20 protein-coding genes and 1 rRNA gene are annotated in these 17,897 nt (G+C 40.5%); 3 read left to right on the top strand and 18 right to left on the bottom strand.

Going from position 1 to position 17,897, the window contains the following annotated elements; all coding sequences use genetic code 11:
- Positions 1-68: 68 nt before the first annotated feature.
- Positions 69-917, bottom strand: a complete 849-nt coding sequence (ispE, locus tag ABD006_RS17435) for a 4-(cytidine 5'-diphospho)-2-C-methyl-D-erythritol kinase (RefSeq protein WP_343843918.1) — start codon at positions 915-917, stop codon at positions 69-71.
- Between the two features lie 281 nt (positions 918-1,198).
- Here ispE and ABD006_RS17430 point away from each other — a divergent pair, with 281 nt between their 5' ends.
- Positions 1,199-1,387 carry a small, acid-soluble spore protein, alpha/beta type gene (locus tag ABD006_RS17430; protein WP_343843916.1) on the top strand — a complete coding sequence of 63 codons (189 nt, stop codon included), beginning with the start codon at positions 1,199-1,201 and terminating at the stop codon, positions 1,385-1,387.
- A 92-nt stretch (positions 1,388-1,479) separates the two neighbouring features.
- Here the strand turns inward: ABD006_RS17430 and veg are convergent, their stop codons facing one another.
- The 7 genes from veg to metG all read right to left on the bottom strand — a co-directional run bounded on the left by veg (position 1,480) and on the right by metG (position 8,805).
- A complete protein-coding gene (gene veg, locus ABD006_RS17425; RefSeq protein ID WP_044153556.1) occupies positions 1,480-1,734 on the bottom strand; it encodes a biofilm formation stimulator Veg in 255 nt (84 codons plus the stop codon).
- Between the two features lie 213 nt (positions 1,735-1,947).
- Positions 1,948-2,832 (bottom strand): sporulation peptidase YabG, encoded by an 885-nt coding sequence (yabG, locus tag ABD006_RS17420; RefSeq protein WP_343843913.1) that lies wholly within the window; start codon positions 2,830-2,832, stop codon positions 1,948-1,950.
- Positions 2,833-3,072: 240 nt separating this feature from the next.
- Entirely contained in the window at positions 3,073-3,951 is an 879-nt protein-coding gene (rsmA, locus tag ABD006_RS17415; protein ID WP_343843910.1) for a 16S rRNA (adenine(1518)-N(6)/adenine(1519)-N(6))-dimethyltransferase RsmA, read from the bottom strand.
- Positions 3,952-4,500 carry a ribonuclease M5 gene (rnmV, locus tag ABD006_RS17410; RefSeq protein ID WP_343843908.1) on the bottom strand — a complete coding sequence of 183 codons (549 nt, stop codon included), beginning with the start codon at positions 4,498-4,500 and terminating at the stop codon, positions 3,952-3,954.
- 89 nt (positions 4,501-4,589) lie between these two features.
- Entirely contained in the window at positions 4,590-5,792 is a 1,203-nt protein-coding gene (locus tag ABD006_RS17405; protein ID WP_343843905.1) for a resuscitation-promoting factor, read from the bottom strand.
- Positions 5,793-5,995: 203 nt separating this feature from the next.
- A complete protein-coding gene (locus ABD006_RS17400) occupies positions 5,996-6,766 on the bottom strand; it encodes a TatD family hydrolase (RefSeq protein ID WP_343843902.1) in 771 nt (256 codons plus the stop codon).
- A 77-nt stretch (positions 6,767-6,843) separates the two neighbouring features.
- Positions 6,844-8,805, bottom strand: coding sequence for a methionine--tRNA ligase (metG, locus tag ABD006_RS17395; RefSeq protein WP_343843900.1), 1,962 nt, complete (start codon positions 8,803-8,805; stop codon positions 6,844-6,846).
- Between the two features lie 620 nt (positions 8,806-9,425).
- Between metG and abrB the strand changes: the two genes are divergently transcribed.
- On the top strand, positions 9,426-9,704 hold the full coding sequence (gene abrB / locus ABD006_RS17390) for a transition state genes transcriptional regulator AbrB (protein ID WP_044153545.1): 279 nt from the start codon (positions 9,426-9,428) through the stop codon (positions 9,702-9,704).
- 53 nt (positions 9,705-9,757) lie between these two features.
- On the opposite strand, the gene rsmI is transcribed toward abrB, so the two are convergent.
- From rsmI to ABD006_RS17345, 9 genes are all read right to left on the bottom strand, one after another.
- Positions 9,758-10,633 (bottom strand): 16S rRNA (cytidine(1402)-2'-O)-methyltransferase, encoded by an 876-nt coding sequence (rsmI, locus tag ABD006_RS17385; protein WP_343843898.1) that lies wholly within the window; start codon positions 10,631-10,633, stop codon positions 9,758-9,760.
- 20 nt (positions 10,634-10,653) lie between these two features.
- On the bottom strand, positions 10,654-11,394 hold the full coding sequence (locus tag ABD006_RS17380) for a tRNA1(Val) (adenine(37)-N6)-methyltransferase (protein ID WP_343843895.1): 741 nt from the start codon (positions 11,392-11,394) through the stop codon (positions 10,654-10,656).
- A gap of 246 nt (positions 11,395-11,640) precedes the next feature.
- Entirely contained in the window at positions 11,641-12,009 is a 369-nt protein-coding gene (yabA, locus tag ABD006_RS17375) for a DNA replication initiation control protein YabA (RefSeq protein WP_343843892.1), read from the bottom strand.
- A 29-nt stretch (positions 12,010-12,038) separates the two neighbouring features.
- Positions 12,039-12,854: a PSP1 domain-containing protein gene (locus ABD006_RS17370; RefSeq protein ID WP_343843889.1), complete on the bottom strand. Its 816-nt coding sequence runs from the start codon at positions 12,852-12,854 to the stop codon at positions 12,039-12,041.
- 4 nt (positions 12,855-12,858) lie between these two features.
- Positions 12,859-13,845, bottom strand: coding sequence for a DNA polymerase III subunit delta' (gene holB / locus ABD006_RS17365; protein ID WP_343843887.1), 987 nt, complete (start codon positions 13,843-13,845; stop codon positions 12,859-12,861).
- Positions 13,846-13,861: 16 nt separating this feature from the next.
- Positions 13,862-14,308: a YaaR family protein gene (locus ABD006_RS17360; RefSeq protein ID WP_343843885.1), complete on the bottom strand. Its 447-nt coding sequence runs from the start codon at positions 14,306-14,308 to the stop codon at positions 13,862-13,864.
- A gap of 18 nt (positions 14,309-14,326) precedes the next feature.
- The gene (locus tag ABD006_RS17355) at positions 14,327-14,656 is read right to left on the bottom strand and encodes a cyclic-di-AMP receptor (protein WP_044153537.1); all 330 of its coding nucleotides are present in this window, start codon (positions 14,654-14,656) and stop codon (positions 14,327-14,329) included.
- 265 nt (positions 14,657-14,921) lie between these two features.
- Complete coding sequence (tmk, locus tag ABD006_RS17350; protein WP_343843881.1) at positions 14,922-15,548, bottom strand: dTMP kinase; 627 nt, start codon at positions 15,546-15,548, stop codon at positions 14,922-14,924.
- 20 nt (positions 15,549-15,568) lie between these two features.
- Positions 15,569-17,011, bottom strand: a complete 1,443-nt coding sequence (locus ABD006_RS17345) for an aminotransferase class I/II-fold pyridoxal phosphate-dependent enzyme (RefSeq protein WP_343843878.1) — start codon at positions 17,009-17,011, stop codon at positions 15,569-15,571.
- Between the two features lie 257 nt (positions 17,012-17,268).
- On the opposite strand from ABD006_RS17345, the gene ABD006_RS17340 reads away from it, so the two are divergent.
- Positions 17,269-17,463, top strand: a complete 195-nt coding sequence (locus ABD006_RS17340) for a sigma factor G inhibitor Gin (protein WP_343843875.1) — start codon at positions 17,269-17,271, stop codon at positions 17,461-17,463.
- Positions 17,464-17,803: 340 nt separating this feature from the next.
- Here ABD006_RS17340 and rrf read toward each other — a convergent pair.
- Positions 17,804-17,897: ribosomal RNA gene (gene rrf / locus ABD006_RS17335) — 5S ribosomal RNA — on the bottom strand; the annotation flags it as partial.

Below are 17,897 nucleotides of genomic sequence, written 5' to 3'. Positions count from 1 at the left end.
GGCTCACACCTCATAAACCGAACTATTATATCTGAATATTACATCTTTATACGGATTTATTCAAGTCATTACCCTAACATACGGACGATATAAACTTCTTCACAAAAGCCTCTTAAACTGTTATACACCCGTTCTGCCCGGGATTCTTTCTGTGTAAGACCAAAAATGGTAGGGCCGCTTCCGCTCATCAGTACATTGTCGGCACCTGACTTTAGCATTTGATACTTCATCCGTTTTACTTCCGGATAATTTTCCATGGTAACGACTTCTAATACATTCGCTAATTCTTGGCAGACCGTCTGATAGTCCTGATCCGTAATGGCCTGGATCATACTGTCTGTTTGTACCTGATTGATATGGTTTTCTGTTAAATTTCCGTAAATGGTACCCGTCGAAATACCAATTGCAGGCTTGGCTAAGATCACCCAGCATTTCGGGGGTGCAGGCAGAGGTTTGATTTGTTCCCCTCTTCCTTTTGCAAGAGCTGTACCTCCATAAACACAGAAAGCCACATCAGAGCCGATTTCTGTCCCGATTTCAGCCAGTTCCTGCTGCGTTAAATTTAAATCCCACAATTGATTTAAGCCTCGTAATACCGCAGCGGCATCACTGCTGCCACCAGCCAGTCCTGCTGCCACCGGTATTTGCTTATAAATCCAGATCTTTACACCTTTTGTAATATTAAACTTTCCCTTTATTTTTTCGGCAGCCTGATAAGCTAAGTTACGATGATCATCAGGAACAAATCGCATTTCGGATTGTACTTGGATCGTATCTGCTTCTACCTCCATTATTTGTATCTGATCGTATAAATCTACAGTCGTCATAATCATTTCCACTTCATGGTAACCGTCATCTCGTTTATGTAAAACATCAAGGGTTAAGTTAATTTTAGCGGGAGCCTTTTCCACAATCATACGCTCTCACCTGCACTTTCTCACGTATTCAATTATCAGTCTTTAAATTGTAACATAACTTGAGAAAGCTTGACGATAAAGGGAAACTTCCATCAGTGGGGGGTTTTCTCCATCCCCCACTGATGGTTCGTTGAACTTATCAGGATATTACGGCCAGTTAATACGTAATAAACCCATTAAATGGAAGAAGGTATCCAATCATTTACTCTTATTATTCTTAAATTCAGTGGGATAATAAGAATGTCGTAAAAACTTTTGATCTTCGAAAGGGGCTGGGAACCTTGGGCAGACGAAGAGGGATTATGTCAGACCAGTTTAAAGAAGAGATCGCTAAGGATTTAGGTTTTTACGACACGGTGCAGAAAGAAGGCTGGGGCGGTATTCGTGCCAGAGATGCCGGAAACATGGTGAAAAGGGCCATTCAAATGGCAGAGGGTCAGCTAACCAACGAAAACAAGGACAGGTCTTAGTACCTGTCCTTGTTTCTGTATGTACTCCCTAGCAGGTCATATAGAGAACAGCTGATAAGTAAAAAAGCAGTAAACCACGGTTTACTGCTTCCTCAAGCCATTTTACTAAGGTCATCCACAAATGATAATTCTACAGTTTCGGTTAACACATCAGCATAGCTGTAAGATACCCGCTCAAAAGAATTTTCGTCCTGATCCAGTTCAACGATGAAAACAGCCGGATATGTTTCAGCTAAAATGCCACTGCGTTTAATGGTTTTTCTACGGCCACCATTTGCCTTTAAGGTTAGCCTTTTCCCAATACGTCCATCCAATAATTGCTTAATTTCCGCTAATGTTTTTGGCAATTCACTCCACCTCACTGTTATTAATAATAACACAAACAACGCGTTTAGTCAAAGAAAATCTTACATTATATCAGCTACTTGTTGTCTATGTCAACGCATAATGGACTATTCCTTCTTATTTTTCCGAAAACAGGCATAAAAATGCATAAAAAATACAATTATTCGACTTTGCTGTACATTTCCTGACTTTTTATAACATTTCACGAATCCAGGCTAATAAGGGCGGATCTCTTCATCCTCACCGTCGTCCGAATATGGCATACCTGTTCGAAATAATCCTTTCGTTTCCACGCCGCCAATACCTTTTTCACCGGTTAGTGTATTCCGGAGAACATCCCAGACCTGAATATGATCCATAAAGGAAGTAAAACCGATTTTGGCTGCAATATAAACCGGGTCCAGAGCATGAATATTAATCCTGGATGGAGAGCTCGCAAAATTAGCTCCTGCCCGGATTAACGATTCAAAATGGGATTGACATGCACCGGCAAAAATAACGAGTTGATCCAGGTTAGGCATATACTCCCGGGCTTTCCGAACCGTGTCCGCAAAATATCTTGAATGGCGATAAGCTCTTAAATCGTTCTTATCTCCCTTATTTTTTGAAAAGGAATCATGGCCGGTGATCACAATCATATCCGGCTGGATTTTTTTCAATAGGGACTGGATTTGATCAGGCATTTCCTTTTCATAAACATGAACCCCATGCACCTGTAGTCCAAGCCGCTGATACAGGTTAATACATTTTTTCAGAAAGATTGGATCACCATCTATGTGTAAAATTCTAGGAGGTATCTGGAAGTGTCTGATTTCTTGGTTATATCCGCTCGTCGTCTCATGCTCCCTTTTTTTGCGCATCAGTTGGTAATCCTGTCTAAACAGACGGAAGGAATAATCCTCTTTTTCCTTCTCGGCCTTTTTTCTTCTGGTTAATTCCTCCCGTTCGACCATCACCAGGTCATCAGGTGCTGCGTCAGCCTCCAGACGATATTCTTCTCCATAAAGCTTCACAAGCTCGTTTTCCACGGATTGAACACGGAACAACAGATCATGCTGATAAGATATTCTTGTTACAATGTCTCCCTTTTGCCACTTCATAACGAATCCTCCTCGAAATAAACACGAACTCCTACAATAGCTTATTTTAAGGAGAATTAAGGTGTGACAGTTATCCAGGGATTGCAGAAAGGTGTTTTGAGGCAGGAGTGGATATACACTTCAAAAAACATGCCCTCAGAGCCAATGCAAAATATAAATATCTATAAGAAATCTTTTAAAAAAGGATTGCCCTGAAATTCAGAACAATCCTCTGCTATCCATTACTTCCTTAGATATATTTTAATTCACATACGTATAAAGCCCATTGGCCAGGCTCGCAAATTCTTCAATGGACAGTGACTCCCCCCGTCTCCGCCCGTCAATCTGAACCTTATCCAATATTGCTGAAATTTCATCCTTTGACATTTGACCTTTAAAATGCCGACTGAGATTATTCATTAATGTTTTTCTTCGCTGCCCAAAGGAGGCTTGTACAAGGTCAAAGAAGAAGGATTCATTTTCCACGTAAACCGGTGCCTCTTTACGCATCTTGAGCTGCAAAACGGATGAGTCCACATTAGGCTGTGGCATAAACGCTGATTTAGGAACATTCATAACGACCCTTGCTTCCGTATAATACTGAACCGCTATAGATAATGAGCCATACTCCTTCGTATTGGGCTGTGCTGACATCCGTTCAGCTACCTCTTTCTGAATAAGCACCGTAATATCCGTGATTGGCAATTGATCCATCAGCAGTTTCATTAATATCGGTGTCGTAATGTAATACGGTAAGTTGGCGACGACCTTAACTTCCTGATCAGGAAACCGCTCCTTAATAAAGTGCGTGACATCTGTCTTTAAAATATCCTGATGAATAACGGATACGTTAGAATAGGGAGAAAGTGTATCCTCTAAGACCGGAAGTAATCGCTGGTCAATTTCAAATGCCAGCACTTCCTTGGCCTGCTTAGCGAGTTGCTCTGTTAAAGCACCAATCCCCGGTCCTATTTCAATAACTCCTGCAGCTCCAGTCACTCCGGCATTCGTCACCAGTTTTTCTAAAATATTGGAATCAATCATAAAGTTTTGACCCAGGCTTTTTTTAAATGAAAATCCATATTTATTCAAAATCTCCTTCGTTCTTGAAGGAGTGGCAATTGGCTTTTGGTGTTCCATTTATTGTTCCCCCTGCAATATCTCTTCCATAGCTGATGTAAAATCAGATCTTGAGACTTGAAACATATTGAGACGCTTTTCCAGCTGCTTGGCATTGGTAAATCCTATTCTTAGTTTGTCTCCTAACTTCCTTCTCCTATCACTCGCTTTTGGATTTCCAACAAGTCCGAATTCAAGCAGGTCTGCCTTCGTAAAAATATTGTCTGGTTTCTCGGTTAACTCATATACATTGCTTAAAGCCTCGCGAATAGCATCCGGAGAAGCATGTTCAATACCGAGACCTTTTGAACTTATTGCCTCTTTTCGTGGCAAAAATGCATGCTTACAGCCAGGCACGTTTTCCTCTATAATACTGCGAATACGCTGTCCAGGATAATCCGGATCGGTGAACACAATGACCCCACGTTTTTCCTGAGCATGCCTGATTTGATTTAAGGTTGATTGATTGATGGCAGAACCATTTGTTTCAATAGTATCTGCATTGACGGCTCTTCTTACAGCTGTTGTATCATCTTTACCTTCTACTATAATGATTTCCCTGATGTACACGTCTGTTATCCTCCTGTACTTCCAGTCTCTATCCTTTTAGAATAAAGCTTTTATAAGCAAAAGAAAAGACAGAGGGGTCATCCTCTGTCTTACTTATATACCTTCACCTTTACTTTACGGTGTCCATAACCGCCATTATATTTACTGGAATGTTTAAATAAATCAATACGGCTTCCTTTAATGGCTCCGCCTGTATCTCCGGCTACAGCATATCCATAGCCTTCAACCCATACTTTAGAGCCTAGTGGGATAACATTTGGATCTACAGCGACAACCTTTTTATTTGGTGCATTACGCAGATCAATACCTGTGCTGGTGATACCACTGCAGCCGTTACATTTTTCTGTATAGACAGTGGCAGTCATCATATACTCCTCAACAACCTCACCATTATCACCACGGGAAACGGTCGGAGTCGGACCTGCTGGCTTCGTTCCCATAGCTACAATTTGATCCTGACTCTCTTTTTCTACTTGTTTATCAATAAGTTCCCGATCCACTTCTTCACCATTTTCAAGTGTCACTTCATAACGCTTGGTGACAAGACCTTCCTGACCCTCCTGTATGACCTTTCGCTGGCCTTTGGTCATGGAGTCATCACTTCTGGTTGTAGTACCATACTCTACGTTTTCTTTTACGACGTCTTCTACAACTTCAACTCTCGTTATATCAATAGAATCACTTTTGGCAATTAACTGATCCTTTTTCTGCTTTAATTTATCGTTGTCATCCAGTTTAATCTCTTCCTGCTTGAGAAACTCTTCTACCGTATCTGCTGTTGTCCAGACCTTTTTCTTCTCTCCGCCGTCATTTAAGGTAATCTGGAAGGCTTTATCAACCTTAATCTCCAGTCCTTCTTTGACCTCATCCGATTTTTCAACGGAAAGCTGATCATGGGAGTTAAATGTAATCTTTTTTTCCTTTAAAAACTCACCAATGGTCTGTGCAGTCGTATAATATTGATTAGATTGATCGTCTACTTTTACAGTAACCTGTTTTGCTTTTGTATAGGCTACTTTCATTCCCTGCTCGATGGTTTCACTTGTTTCCGGATGTATTTCATCATAGTTATCTACTTTTATGTCTCTGCTGCTTAATAGCTCTTCTACAGTATCAGCGTGTGTACGAACTGATTGCTCTTCACCATTGATTACCAGAACAACATCTTTTTTCGTTGTTTCATAGATTAGAATCCCCAGTGAGGCAACGAGCACAATCGTACTGGCTACCATCATGACCATCTTCCTGTAATTTTTCACAAAAGATGATGCACGACTTAATAGGTTTCGCATATCTGCTTTTGCCTCCTTTTGTACGCAGTGTCTGATATAACCACATACAACTTGTCAAACATTAAATGTCCGGCCAGAAAATGAAAAGGAGCCAAACCTGTGCTTGACTCCTTAAATATTATTGGTTTTTCTATGATTTTTAAACACCTTTGGCCCTTTTTTAATGGAAATGTAATAAACAAAGGAGGTTTTGTAACATTCTCTTAATCTTCTATCCTAAAAAATTCCTTGGCATTTTTTGTTGTTATAGTTGCAATCTCATCATAGGATAACTCTTTTAATTCAGCGATTTTTTCGGCTACCAGTTTCACATAGGCAGGTTCATTCCGCTTTCCTCTGTACGGATGAGGGGCTAAAAACGGACAATCAGTCTCAATCAGCAGACGGTCTAGTGGAACCATTTTCGCTACTTCCTTTGGTTCCTTGGCATTTTTAAACGTCACAATTCCTCCTAATGAGATATGAAAGTTTATATCCAGACAGCGCTGGGCGAGCTCAGGTGTAGAGTTGAAGCAATGCATGATGCCGCCAATTTCCTTTGCATTTTCCTCTTCAAGGATTTCAACTATATCCTCAGTAGCTTCACGATTATGAATGATGATAGGCATATTCACCTTTTTAGCAAGAGAAATCTGCTTTCTAAAGACTTCCTTTTGCACATCATGAGGGGATTTATCCCAATGATAGTCAAGCCCCATTTCACCCAGGGCGACCACTTTAGGGTGAGAGGAAAGCTCCTCAATCCAATTCAGGTCCTCATCTGTCATATCTATGGCATCAACAGGATGCCAGCCCACCGCAGCGTAAATCGTATCATTTCGCTCAGCAATTTCAATAGCTTTTGGAATGGTTTCCCGGTCAAAGCCGACAATGACCATATATTCGACACCGGCATCTCTTGCACGTTTCATAACTTCTTCACGATCTTCTTCAAACTGCTCTACATTTAAATGGACATGTGTATCAAATAACATCGTCTCACCTTCCTTATAGAAATCATACTTGCCGTTAGTAAAAAAAGGCTAAGTGCCAGGCACCTAACCTTTTTCAGTTATTTTACTTTTGCTCCATTTGGAAGCGTCTGATCTACACTGGCTAAGGACAGGTTTCCCTGATCATCCTCTCCGGCCAGGATCATCCCCTGAGAAAGTTCTCCGCGGAGTTTTACAGGCTTGAGGTTCGTTACACAGATAACCTTCTTCCCTTTCAAATCTTCAGGAGAGTAATGCTGAGCAATTCCAGAGACCACCTGACGTTTTTCTGTGCCTAAATCCAACTGAATACGGAGCAATTTATCAGCCTTTTTCATTTTTTTAGCCTCAGTGACTTCCGCAACCCGTAAGTCAATCTTCATAAAGTCATCAATGGTAACCTCTTCCTGCTTCTCTTCTTCTTTTTCCTCATTCTCACTCTCTTCAGGCTGTGCAGAACCTGTCATCATATCCCTTATCGCCTGTACCTCTGTCTCCGCATCCAGACGAGGGAAAATAGGCTGATCCTTTTGAACTTTGGTTCCAGCCTGAATCATACCGAATTGAGAAAGACTATCCCAGGATCTCAATGCTTCATCCTTAATACCAACCTGGTTAAAAATCTTGTCCGGCGTACTTGTTAAGAATGGCTGAAGCATAATCGCGATATGACGAATGGATTCTGTCAAATGAGCCATCACATTCCCAAGGCGTTCCTTTTTGGATTCGTCCTTGGCTAAAATCCATGGAGTGGTTTCATCAATATACTTGTTGGTTCGGCTGACGAACTTCCATAAATCAGCCAGGGCAATTGAGAATTGCATATTTTCCATGGAGTCCTCAACTTTATTTTTCGTCTCAATGGCAAACTGTTCGAGCTCCTGATCCACATCTTCCTCACCATTTTTTAAAGCAGGAATTTCCCCGTCAAAATATTTGTCAATCATAGCCACGGTACGATTTAGCAGGTTACCTAAATCATTAGCCAAATCAAAATTGGATCTTTCTACAAACCCTTCAGGCGTAAAGACACCATCAGAGCCAAATGGAACCTCTCGTAATAAATAATAGCGAAGCGAGTCTAATCCATAACGATCAATTAAATCTACCGGGTCAACTACATTCCCTTTTGATTTGGACATTTTACCGTCTTTCATCAGTAACCATCCGTGGGCAAAAACCTTCTTAGGAAGAGGAAGGTCTAAGGCCATTAACATGATTGGCCAATAAATCGTGTGGAAACGGACAATCTCCTTTCCTACTAAATGAACATCCGCTGGCCAATACTTCTGATAGCGTTCGTCATCATCGGTTCCATAGCCCAGAGCGGTAATATAGTTCGTTAACGCATCAATCCAGACATAGATGACGTGCTTCGGATCACCAGGAACTTCAATTCCCCAATCAAAAGTGGTTCTGGAAACAGCTAAATCCTCCAGACCAGGTTTTATGAAATTATTAATCATTTCGTTCTTACGTGTTTCCGGTTGTATAAATTGAGGGTTATCCTCATAAAACTGTAATAACCGATCCACATATTTGCTCATTTTAAAGAAGTAGGATTCCTCTTTCACTAATTCAACCGGACGTCCACAGTCAGGGCAGTTTCCATTATCCAGTTGACGTTCAGTAAAGAAGGATTCACAAGGAGTACAATAATAGCCCTCATATTGATCCAGGTAAATATCACCCTGATCCAGCAACTGTTTAAAGATTTTTTCAACAATCCGTTTATGCCGGTCCTGTGTTGTACGAATAAAATCATCATGGGAAATATCCAGCTTATCCCACAGAGACTGAATTCCGCCTACAATGTCATCCACATACTCAATAGGGGAAACCCCTTCTTCCTGTGCCTTGCGCTGAATTTTCTGCCCGTGTTCATCCGTTCCTGTCAAATACATGACATCATAGCCACGTAAGCGTTTATAACGAGCCATCGCATCCCCGGCTACAGTCGTATACGCATGCCCAATATGTAAATTTCCACTGGGATAATAAATCGGCGTTGTAAGATAAAACGTATTTTTTTCCTCAGGCACTTCCTTTACCTCCTTAGCTTATCGAATCATTCGAAAAAATGAATCCATCACTTGTATAGCCTATTACGGTTACCTTTATACTTTACCATTTTAACGCTTTAACCTCATGATTTCCATACCTAACAGACTACTATACATAAAGTGAAACTTCAATCTGAAGCCTTTTATAAACTTCAGATTGTTAGTTGAACTTATCAGGTTCTTACTGACTGTTATCCCCTCTCTTCTCCAGGGAGATTACAGTCAGTTATACGTGATAAAGTGAAACTTCAATCTGAAGCCTTTTTATAAACTTCAGATTGTTAGTTGAACTTATCAGGTTCTTACTGACTGTTATCCCTCCCTTTTCCATGGAGATTACAGTCAGTTAAACGTGGTAAAGTGAAACTTCAATCTGAAGCCTTTTTATGAAGTAAGGTTATTCTGATAAAATTTTTAAATTATGAGGTTTAACTTTCCTTTCACAGGGTAATAAAAGACATGTAAATAAATGTTTTATTCAAGCAATAAATGCCAGACAAATCAATTGACAGACATTGTCAGCCAGTGATAAACTTTATGTCGAAAGTTGGCGAAAGAGAAATAAAACACATAAAAAATGATCGAGAGGGGAAATGTACATGAAGTCCACAGGAATCGTACGTAAAGTAGATGAGTTGGGCCGTGTGGTTATTCCAATTGAATTGCGTCGCACACTGGATATCCACGAAAAGGATTCTTTAGAAATTTACGTAGATGATGATCAAATCGTCTTGAAAAAATACGCGCCATCAAATACTTGCCTGCTGACAGGGGAAGTATCTGATGATAATATATCTTTTGCTGATGGGAAGTTAACCCTAAGCAAACAGGCTGCTGAACAATTATTAAGCGAACTTAAAGATAAAGTTGACGCATAGTCTTCAATTGGTTTGGAATGGGAAAAAGGGTTGCCAGTTCATGGCAACCCTTTTTATGATTGATGAAAGATTTGATAAACCTCTCTTTTCTGCATCCCCCTGTCCTTTGCCGTCTGCTTTATCGCATCCTTATTTGTCATATTCTGATTTTGGGTATATGCATTCACATGATCGATGATAGAGAGGCCTTCCCACCACTTGTCCTCTTCCAGTCTGTCTTCATCGGAACCTTCCACTACAACACAAAATTCTCCCCGTATTTGTGCTTCCTCACTGCCTAACCACTGTAAAACCTCCTGGCTCGTCCCCCTGATATATTCCTCATAACGCTTCGTAAGTTCCCTTGCCAGAACCATTCTGCGGTCAGATCCCAAACTGCTTTCCAATCCTTTTACCGTTTCTTTTATACGATGGGGAGACTCATAAAAAACAAGGGTTGCCTTTATGTATTTCAAATCATCCAGAACTGCTTTTAACTCTTTCTTTTTCCGTGGCAAAAACCCATAAAAATAAAACTGTTCGGCCGGTAATCCTGAGCCTATTAAAGCACAGAGAGCAGCATTGGCACCTGGTAATACAATAACCCTTCCCATCCGATTGGCTTCAGCTATAATTTCAAAGCCAGGGTCGGAAATCACAGGCATACCTGCATCACTCACTAACGCTACCTGTTTATTGGCTTCCATAAATCCGACAATTTTGTGACCAGCGCTTTCCTTATTATGCTCGTGATAGCTCATCGTCGGCGTGGATATTTCAAAATGATTCAGCAGCTTTTGGGTCTGTCTGGTATCCTCAGCAGCAATAATATCCACTTCCTTCAATGTTCGTAATGCACGAAATGTAATATCCTCCAGGTTTCCAATCGGAGTTGGAACAATATAAAGGACACCTTCCTCATGGTTTTCATAGCTTTTTTGAATTTGCATGGTTTTCCTGCCTTTCCTGTCTATCTATTGCCATACAAAATTTCCTGTAATTCCTCTGTATATTCGTTCTCCTCATTGTATACATACAAAGGAGGTAAAATCCTGATATCAGCTTTCCCATCCCGAGTTCCTTCTATTAAAAGGGTGTTCGCTTCCCTTCCGAATTTAGGATAAACCAGCTGAATTCGTTTGGGTTCCAGGCGGTATTTCCGAAAATAAGTGATTAAATCCACTAAACGACCCGGGCGATGGACCAGGGTAACCTTACCCCCGGGACGAACGAGCTTGCTGCAGGATTTCACTACATCCTCTAAATTCCCGTAAATCTCATGCCTGGCAATCGCCTGATAATCATTGAGATTTCGCCCCTCTTTGGTTTGCGTTTGAAAATAAGGGGGATTGCATGTTACAACATCATACGTTCCATGCCCCAACGTTTCAGGCATATCACGCAAATCACCTTTCACCATCTGAATTTGTTCATTCAGCTTGTTCAGCTCTACATTACGCATCGCCATATCATGCAGCCGATTCTGAATTTCCACACCTGTAATCTTTGCTTTTGAACGCCGGGAGAGCAACAAAGGAATAACCCCATTTCCGGTGCATAAATCCAGGATATTTCCCTTTTTAATCGGTACATATGCAAATTTCGATAATAAAACCGCATCTAATGAAAAGGCAAAAATAGTCGGGCTTTGAATGATGCGCATATCCTCTTCTGATAATAAGTAATCCAGTCGTTCATCATCCTTAAGCATCACGCTTACCACGAACCTCTCTTATGTAATACCATCCCTTGCCGGCGTTCCGACAAAGGGTACAGAAAAGCTGAGGCAGCTGCCTCAGCTTTTTTTATTATATAGCAAATGGTAAAATTGAGCCATTGTGGATAAAAAATCGGAGAAGCCACGACCAGCTCCAGCGACCGGAAACCAGCAGGACTTCCTTCCATAAACGACTGTGGAGCCGCAGCTGGACACACACGGGCACTTCCGCCTATGTTCTTAAGCCTGTTTATTTAAAAATAAGAGGCAAAATAAACAATCCTCTTCTCCTCGTGGACTTCCGAAATGCACGTTGCAAATGTGGAAGCCTTCTTCATATATACGGGCCAGGTTATCATAGCCTTCCCCTACAGCACTTTGGGCTGTTTCTTCGTCATCAGGTACTCCTTTTTCCTTATCTTTCTGTTCTACGTTTTGGTCCTGCTCTGATTCCAACCTTTTGCGTAAGTGATGGTTTTCTACTGAAAGATGATGATTTTCCTCAATGAGTTGAACCAAGTTTCCTTTTAATTCACCAAACTGTTCATGTAGTTCACCAATTTGTTTTTCCAAATACGTAAATCGATCAAATAATTCCTTTTTATTCACGCTGGTTCCCCACCCCATTACTTTGTGGCTTACGTAGATACAACTCCTTCGTTGATCAGCTCTTTCAATGTATATTCAATCACTCGTGTACCATCTTCAATTTCAATTTGAACAACACGATCTAATATGTTTAGTCCTACGACTTTTCCTGGGCCATGAGGTGTATCTATAGGTTCACCGATATCCGGCAATTCCTTCTTTGCCTGTTCGTAATCGTCATTTTCATACTTTAAACAGCACATTAAACGACCACATAAACCTGAAATTTTAGCTGGATTCAAGGATAGGTTTTGATCTTTTGCCATTTTTATTGATACGGGTTCAAAATCTCCTAAAAATGTTGAACAGCAAAGCATTCTTCCGCAAGGGCCGATACCACCCAGTAATTTAGCCTCATCACGAACACCAATCTGCCGTAACTCAATTCGTGTTTTAAATATAGCTGCCAGGTCCTTAACCAAATTGCGGAAATCGACACGTCCATCGGCTGTAAAGTAAAAAATAACCTTATTTCGATCAAAGGTATATTCTGCATCTACAAGCTTCATATCCAAATCATGATGAGCAATTTTTTCGTTGCAGACCTCATAGGCTTCCTGTGACTTATCTTTATTTTCTAAAACGGTTACTTTATCCTTATCATCAGCAACACGAATCACTCTCTTTAAAGGAAGGACAACATCCTCCTCATCAACCTGTCTGGGTGCAATCACTACTTTCCCAAATTCAATGCCACGCGCCGTTTCAACAATAACATAATTATCTGTCGTTAATGGCAGACCATTTGGGTCGAAGTAATAGATTTTTCCCGCCTGTTTGAACCGTACTCCGATAACTTCAACCATTTGATCACCTCTGTAATTGAAGCACTAATTCCTCCATGACAAGTGCAGGATTTACATTTGCCTTAAGTTTATTTTTGGCTTCAGATATTTGCTTTAACGCTTGCGTAGCCTGATGACGAGATAAAGAAAAGGAGAAATTTTCAAACTTCTTCTTTTCGTCTGTATATATAATGGCTTCTTCTCTTTCTATCGTATAGGAAACAAAATCACGATACCAAATGAGTAATAAATCCAAGCCCAATTGGTTCTGTTCCTTATCCTGAAAATGGGGCAACCATTGTTGATGAAGAAAAAGAAACGCTTCATCTTTTTCTTCTAATAGTACCTTTATTAATTTTATCACTATACTTCGGCCTTTAGCAAACCAATCATCTTCAGCCATCATCTGAGCTTCCTCTAAATCATTCGTTAACGATGCCGTTAATTTTCGAAAGGATTCACTCATACCACTGGCTGCCAACTGCTTTTCCAACTGATCTGTATTTAAGGATTTAAACGACATAATCTGGCACCTGGAACGAATCGTGTTAAGAATAGATTGTCCATTTTCCGTCAAGAGAATGGCTAATGTGCTTCGTTTAGGCTCTTCCAGGAACTTTAATAATTGGTTTGCAGCATTCGTCGTCATTGTATCAGCCGATTGCAGAATATATACCTTTTGATTGGATTCCAGACCTGTATAGGTGAATTCCTTTTGCAGATGAGCAATTTGCTCCTTTTTAATCGATTGACCATCAGGGACAATCATATGGACATCCGGATGATTTCCAGAATCAATCCGCCTGCAATCGCGACACTCATCACACGGTTTATAATCCTCTTTATACTGACAAAAGTAGCTTTTGGCTAATAATAAGCCTGCTTCCTTTTTACCCGTGCCTTTGGGTCCCTGGAATAAATAGGCGTGGGAAATTCTCCCCTTCTTAATACTGTTTTTCAGCATTTGAGAGACAATTGGCTGAACAGCTTCAAACTCACTCCATGTCTTCACAATCCGTCACTACTTTCTACGTATATAAATTCACTAATAATCCTTTGATTTCACCTATTTGCTCTAAAATGTCCATCGATTTTTTTTCCTGGTCAAAAACAGAGTCTGTTAATTCAACCAATTTTTCATCAATCGTATCCACCGTCGTCAACTTCCGGCTTTGTCCGTTCATCGAGAAATTCCTCGTCTGCTTTAAATCTAAACCGTATTGAACAGTCTCTTTTACAAATTGTTTGACTAACCCCTTAAATTTGGATAAGTCTTTAAAGGAACGAAAACGAGCTACTTTATCCCCTTGAGCCGTTATTTGCTCCAGCAGACGTGTCAGCTCTGTTTCCCTCATCTGCTGCTGTTCTGTACGAATAGCGGAATGAAAGCTGTTCCCTTGTACCGATTTTAATGGTGGATTTTTTTGTGAAGGATCTAACTGCGAACGAATCTCCTGGCCTATCTTCAAACCCACGCCCTCCTCATTCTCAATTTAAAATTGATAAAATGCATCAACAGGCAGGACAAATACCGTTGCTCCGCCGACTTCAATTTTAACAGGTTTAGGAATATAAGAATCTGCATTTCCGCCCATTGGTGAAATCGGTGCTACCATTTGCTCCCTGTGACTGCAATTCTTTCTGATAATATCAAGTGCAGGATCCACACGATCATCATCCACACCGATGATTAATGTGGTATTTCCCTCCCGTAAAAACCCACCTGTTGAAGAAAGCTTCGTTGTCTGAAAGTTCTCTTCTGACAGAGCGTCGGTTAAACGGTTGACGTCCTTATCCTGCACAACAGCAAGTAATAATTTCATGGTTTTTCCCTCCTTGTCCTTTCCGGGCCGTGAACCCTTTAAAATATGAAATAACCACAAATACCTACCGCTCAGGTTGTTACATCTATTTTATCATATTTTCCTATAAACAAGCTTTACAATATACAATGATTCTGGAGTGATTTACTGGGAAAATCAGGACTTGCAGAGTGAATAGAAGAGTTAAAGAAGTAAAATCGCAATGGTTATAGGCCTAAAATAGAAGGCCTATATTATACCATATGAACGATTCGTAAAATGTTGATTATCTTAAATATGCATCTAATTCCTTTAATGAGGCTTCCAAAACCTGTTTAAAAGGTTGTCCCGCATCAATACGTCTAATTCGTTCAGGAAAGCGGTCAGCGATCAACTGGTAGCCCTCATATACCTTTTTATGAAAGGACAGATCCTCTAAATCCAGCCGGTTCTGTTCTCTTTCAGCATTTCCCTGTATTCGTTCCATCCCTTTTTCAGGCGGTATATCTAAGAGAAAGGTTACATCCGGCATACAATCCTGAATGGCAAACCGGTTAATATCATAGACATCCTCAATCCCTAATCCTCTTGCGTAGCCCTGATAAACCAGACTGCTGTCAATGAAACGGTCACACAATATAATAAACCCTTGTTCCAGCTTTGGAATCACCTTTTCTGCCAGATGTTGTCTTCTGGCAGCCGCATAAAGGAGGGCTTCCGTGCGTGCATCCATTTCCGTATGGGAGCGGTCCAGAATAACGTCACGTATTTTTTCCGAAATCTTTATCCCGCCAGGTTCTCTGGTCTTAATGGTTTGATAGCCTTTTTCAAGTAGCTTTTCGTTTATTTCTTCAATAATAGAGGTTTTACCTGCTCCCTCTCCACCTTCAAAAGTAATAAATAGTCCTTTCACTTGTTCATTCTCCTCTGTAGTTATTCAACAAAAGTTCGTAAACCTTTTTGTAAATCATTACTTTCAGATTGTATATGCTGTCCTGCCTTTAAACGGGGCATAATAACTTCCTTGTGCCAGCGTTCTATTCGTTCTCCCTTAATAAGCAGGGGAATACCTGGGGGATATGGAATAATCATTTCTCCTGCAGGCTTTCCAATCGCATGCTCCCAGGCAACCCACATATTATCCATTTCCTGTAAATTCCTTAATGAATAAGGAAACTCGCTTATTTCAGGAGGTTGAACAGCTGTTACTTCTATTTTACCATGTCCCTTCACCCTTTTTAATTGATGATCGAAGTTATTTACAACATGAGGTATTCTTTGTAGATCTCTTTCATTCATGCCCAATCCTGAAATAAGAAGGAGCTGGCTTGTTGTTGCTAATTCCGGATAAACCATATGCTGTTCAAACGTATGCAGTACTTTCTGCGCCTCCAAATCTGGGTGAATTTGCAAAGTGATCTTTAATGGATCATCCACCTGGTTATAAACAGGTACTACATCCCAAAGCGGGGATTCATCCAACATACTCCTGATTTGGTGAGCATGGGCAATCATCTGTTTAATCTGCGCTTCATCTATATGGGCCAAAAAATGCCTTGCTAAATCAAGCGAGGCCATCAGTGGATAGGAAGGACTGCTGGATTGTACCATTTGCAAATAGTGTCTGATTTTATCCTTTGATACCAGTGCTGACTGAAAATGCAAAAAGGAGGACATAGTCATGGCCGGAAGCATTTTATGAGCGGAATGTACAACAATATCGGCACCTAATGAAACGGAAGAAGGCGGAAATGGATCGCCTAAAATAAAATGAGCTCCATGTGCTTCATCTACGAGAACAGGTAATTGATATTGATGAGCAGCTTCGATCATAGGCTGAATATTGTATGTATGGCCAAAATAATCAGGATAAGTCAGAACCAGTGCCTTTGCATGGGGATAGGCAGCTAAGGCTTCATAAACAGTAGATGCATTTATTCGGCTGTAACGTCCGGTTTGTTCCTCATAAACCGGGGAAATAAAGACAGGCTTAGCCCCAGCCAGCTCAATAGCGTTCATAATAGATTTATGACAATTACGCTGCACAATAATACAATCCTCTGGCTCACACACAGATAAAATCATAGCCAGATTCCCCGCTGTTGTTCCTCCGACTAAGAAAAAGGTTGATTCAACCCCGTACAATTGAGCCGTTAACTCCTGGGCTTCCTTAATGGCAGATTCCGGGTGATGCAAATCATCCAATCCCGTAATCTCTGTTAAATCATAAGGCAGTATCGACTTAAATACATCATATCCCTCATTCGAAAAAATCATTCCGTTTTTATGACCAGGAACATGAAACGAGGATGCATCTAAACCTGCGTGCTTCAATAATACTTGAAATAAGGGTAACTGACTTTGGGAATCACTCATATAAATAAATACTCCTTAATGATGATATACCTAATTTCGATTGTACGATACTAATACTAGCATGGAAAATTTAAGTTGTGAAATGGAGGCCGTTATGAAACCTCTCAATCACCAGGCCGATATTTTCATTGTATTTATTTCGTCAACTATATACCTGACCGATCCCAATGCACAAAACAATGAATAGGATAGTAAAAATAATAAACATGTATAGAAACTATTAGATTAGGAAATGATAGAAAATGGAGGTGGGGAAGATGAGTGAACAAACCATAACTAAAAAACTATGCAACGTTTGTAATCAGGAGAAAACCAAAGGTATTAAAGTATATACGGCATTTATCTGCTCAGACTGCGAGCAGGAAATGATCCAGACTGAACCAGGTGATGAAAACTATCAGCACTTTGTCGATAAGCTGAAGGTTATTAATCAATTAACACAGTTTTCATAGATAAAGTGATCAATGGGGGGATTCTCCATCCCCCACTGATGGTTAGTTGAACTTATCAGGAATTTACCGGCCGTTTATCCCCCACTTACTCTTGGTGGGGTACCCTCAAGACTTGAAGTGGGGAATTACGGCTAGTTAATGCGTGATAAATTGTAAAGAAAGAGAGCAATTATTCCGTTAGAAAATAATAAAAAACAGGAAATAATACAATTAATGAAAAGCTCCCCCTAAGTCAACAGATTGAACTGCTGCTTAAAGGGAGTACTTTTTATGAGAAAAGAGTTTCACTAAACATAAAAAAAGACCTTGAATCATTTTAGATTCCAAGGTCTTTTGGTTTGCCCAGCAGCGTCCTACTCTCGCAGGGGAAGAACCCCAACTACCATCGGCGCTGGAGAGCTTAACTACTGTGTTCGGAATGGGAACAGGTGTGA

This window comes from Salinibacillus aidingensis (genome assembly GCF_039522525.1).
Classification (GTDB): domain Bacteria; phylum Bacillota; class Bacilli; order Bacillales; family Alkalibacillaceae; genus Salinibacillus; species Salinibacillus aidingensis.
The sequence above is the reverse complement of the archived record's forward strand: the minus strand, read 5'-3'. Positions and strand labels throughout refer to the sequence as shown.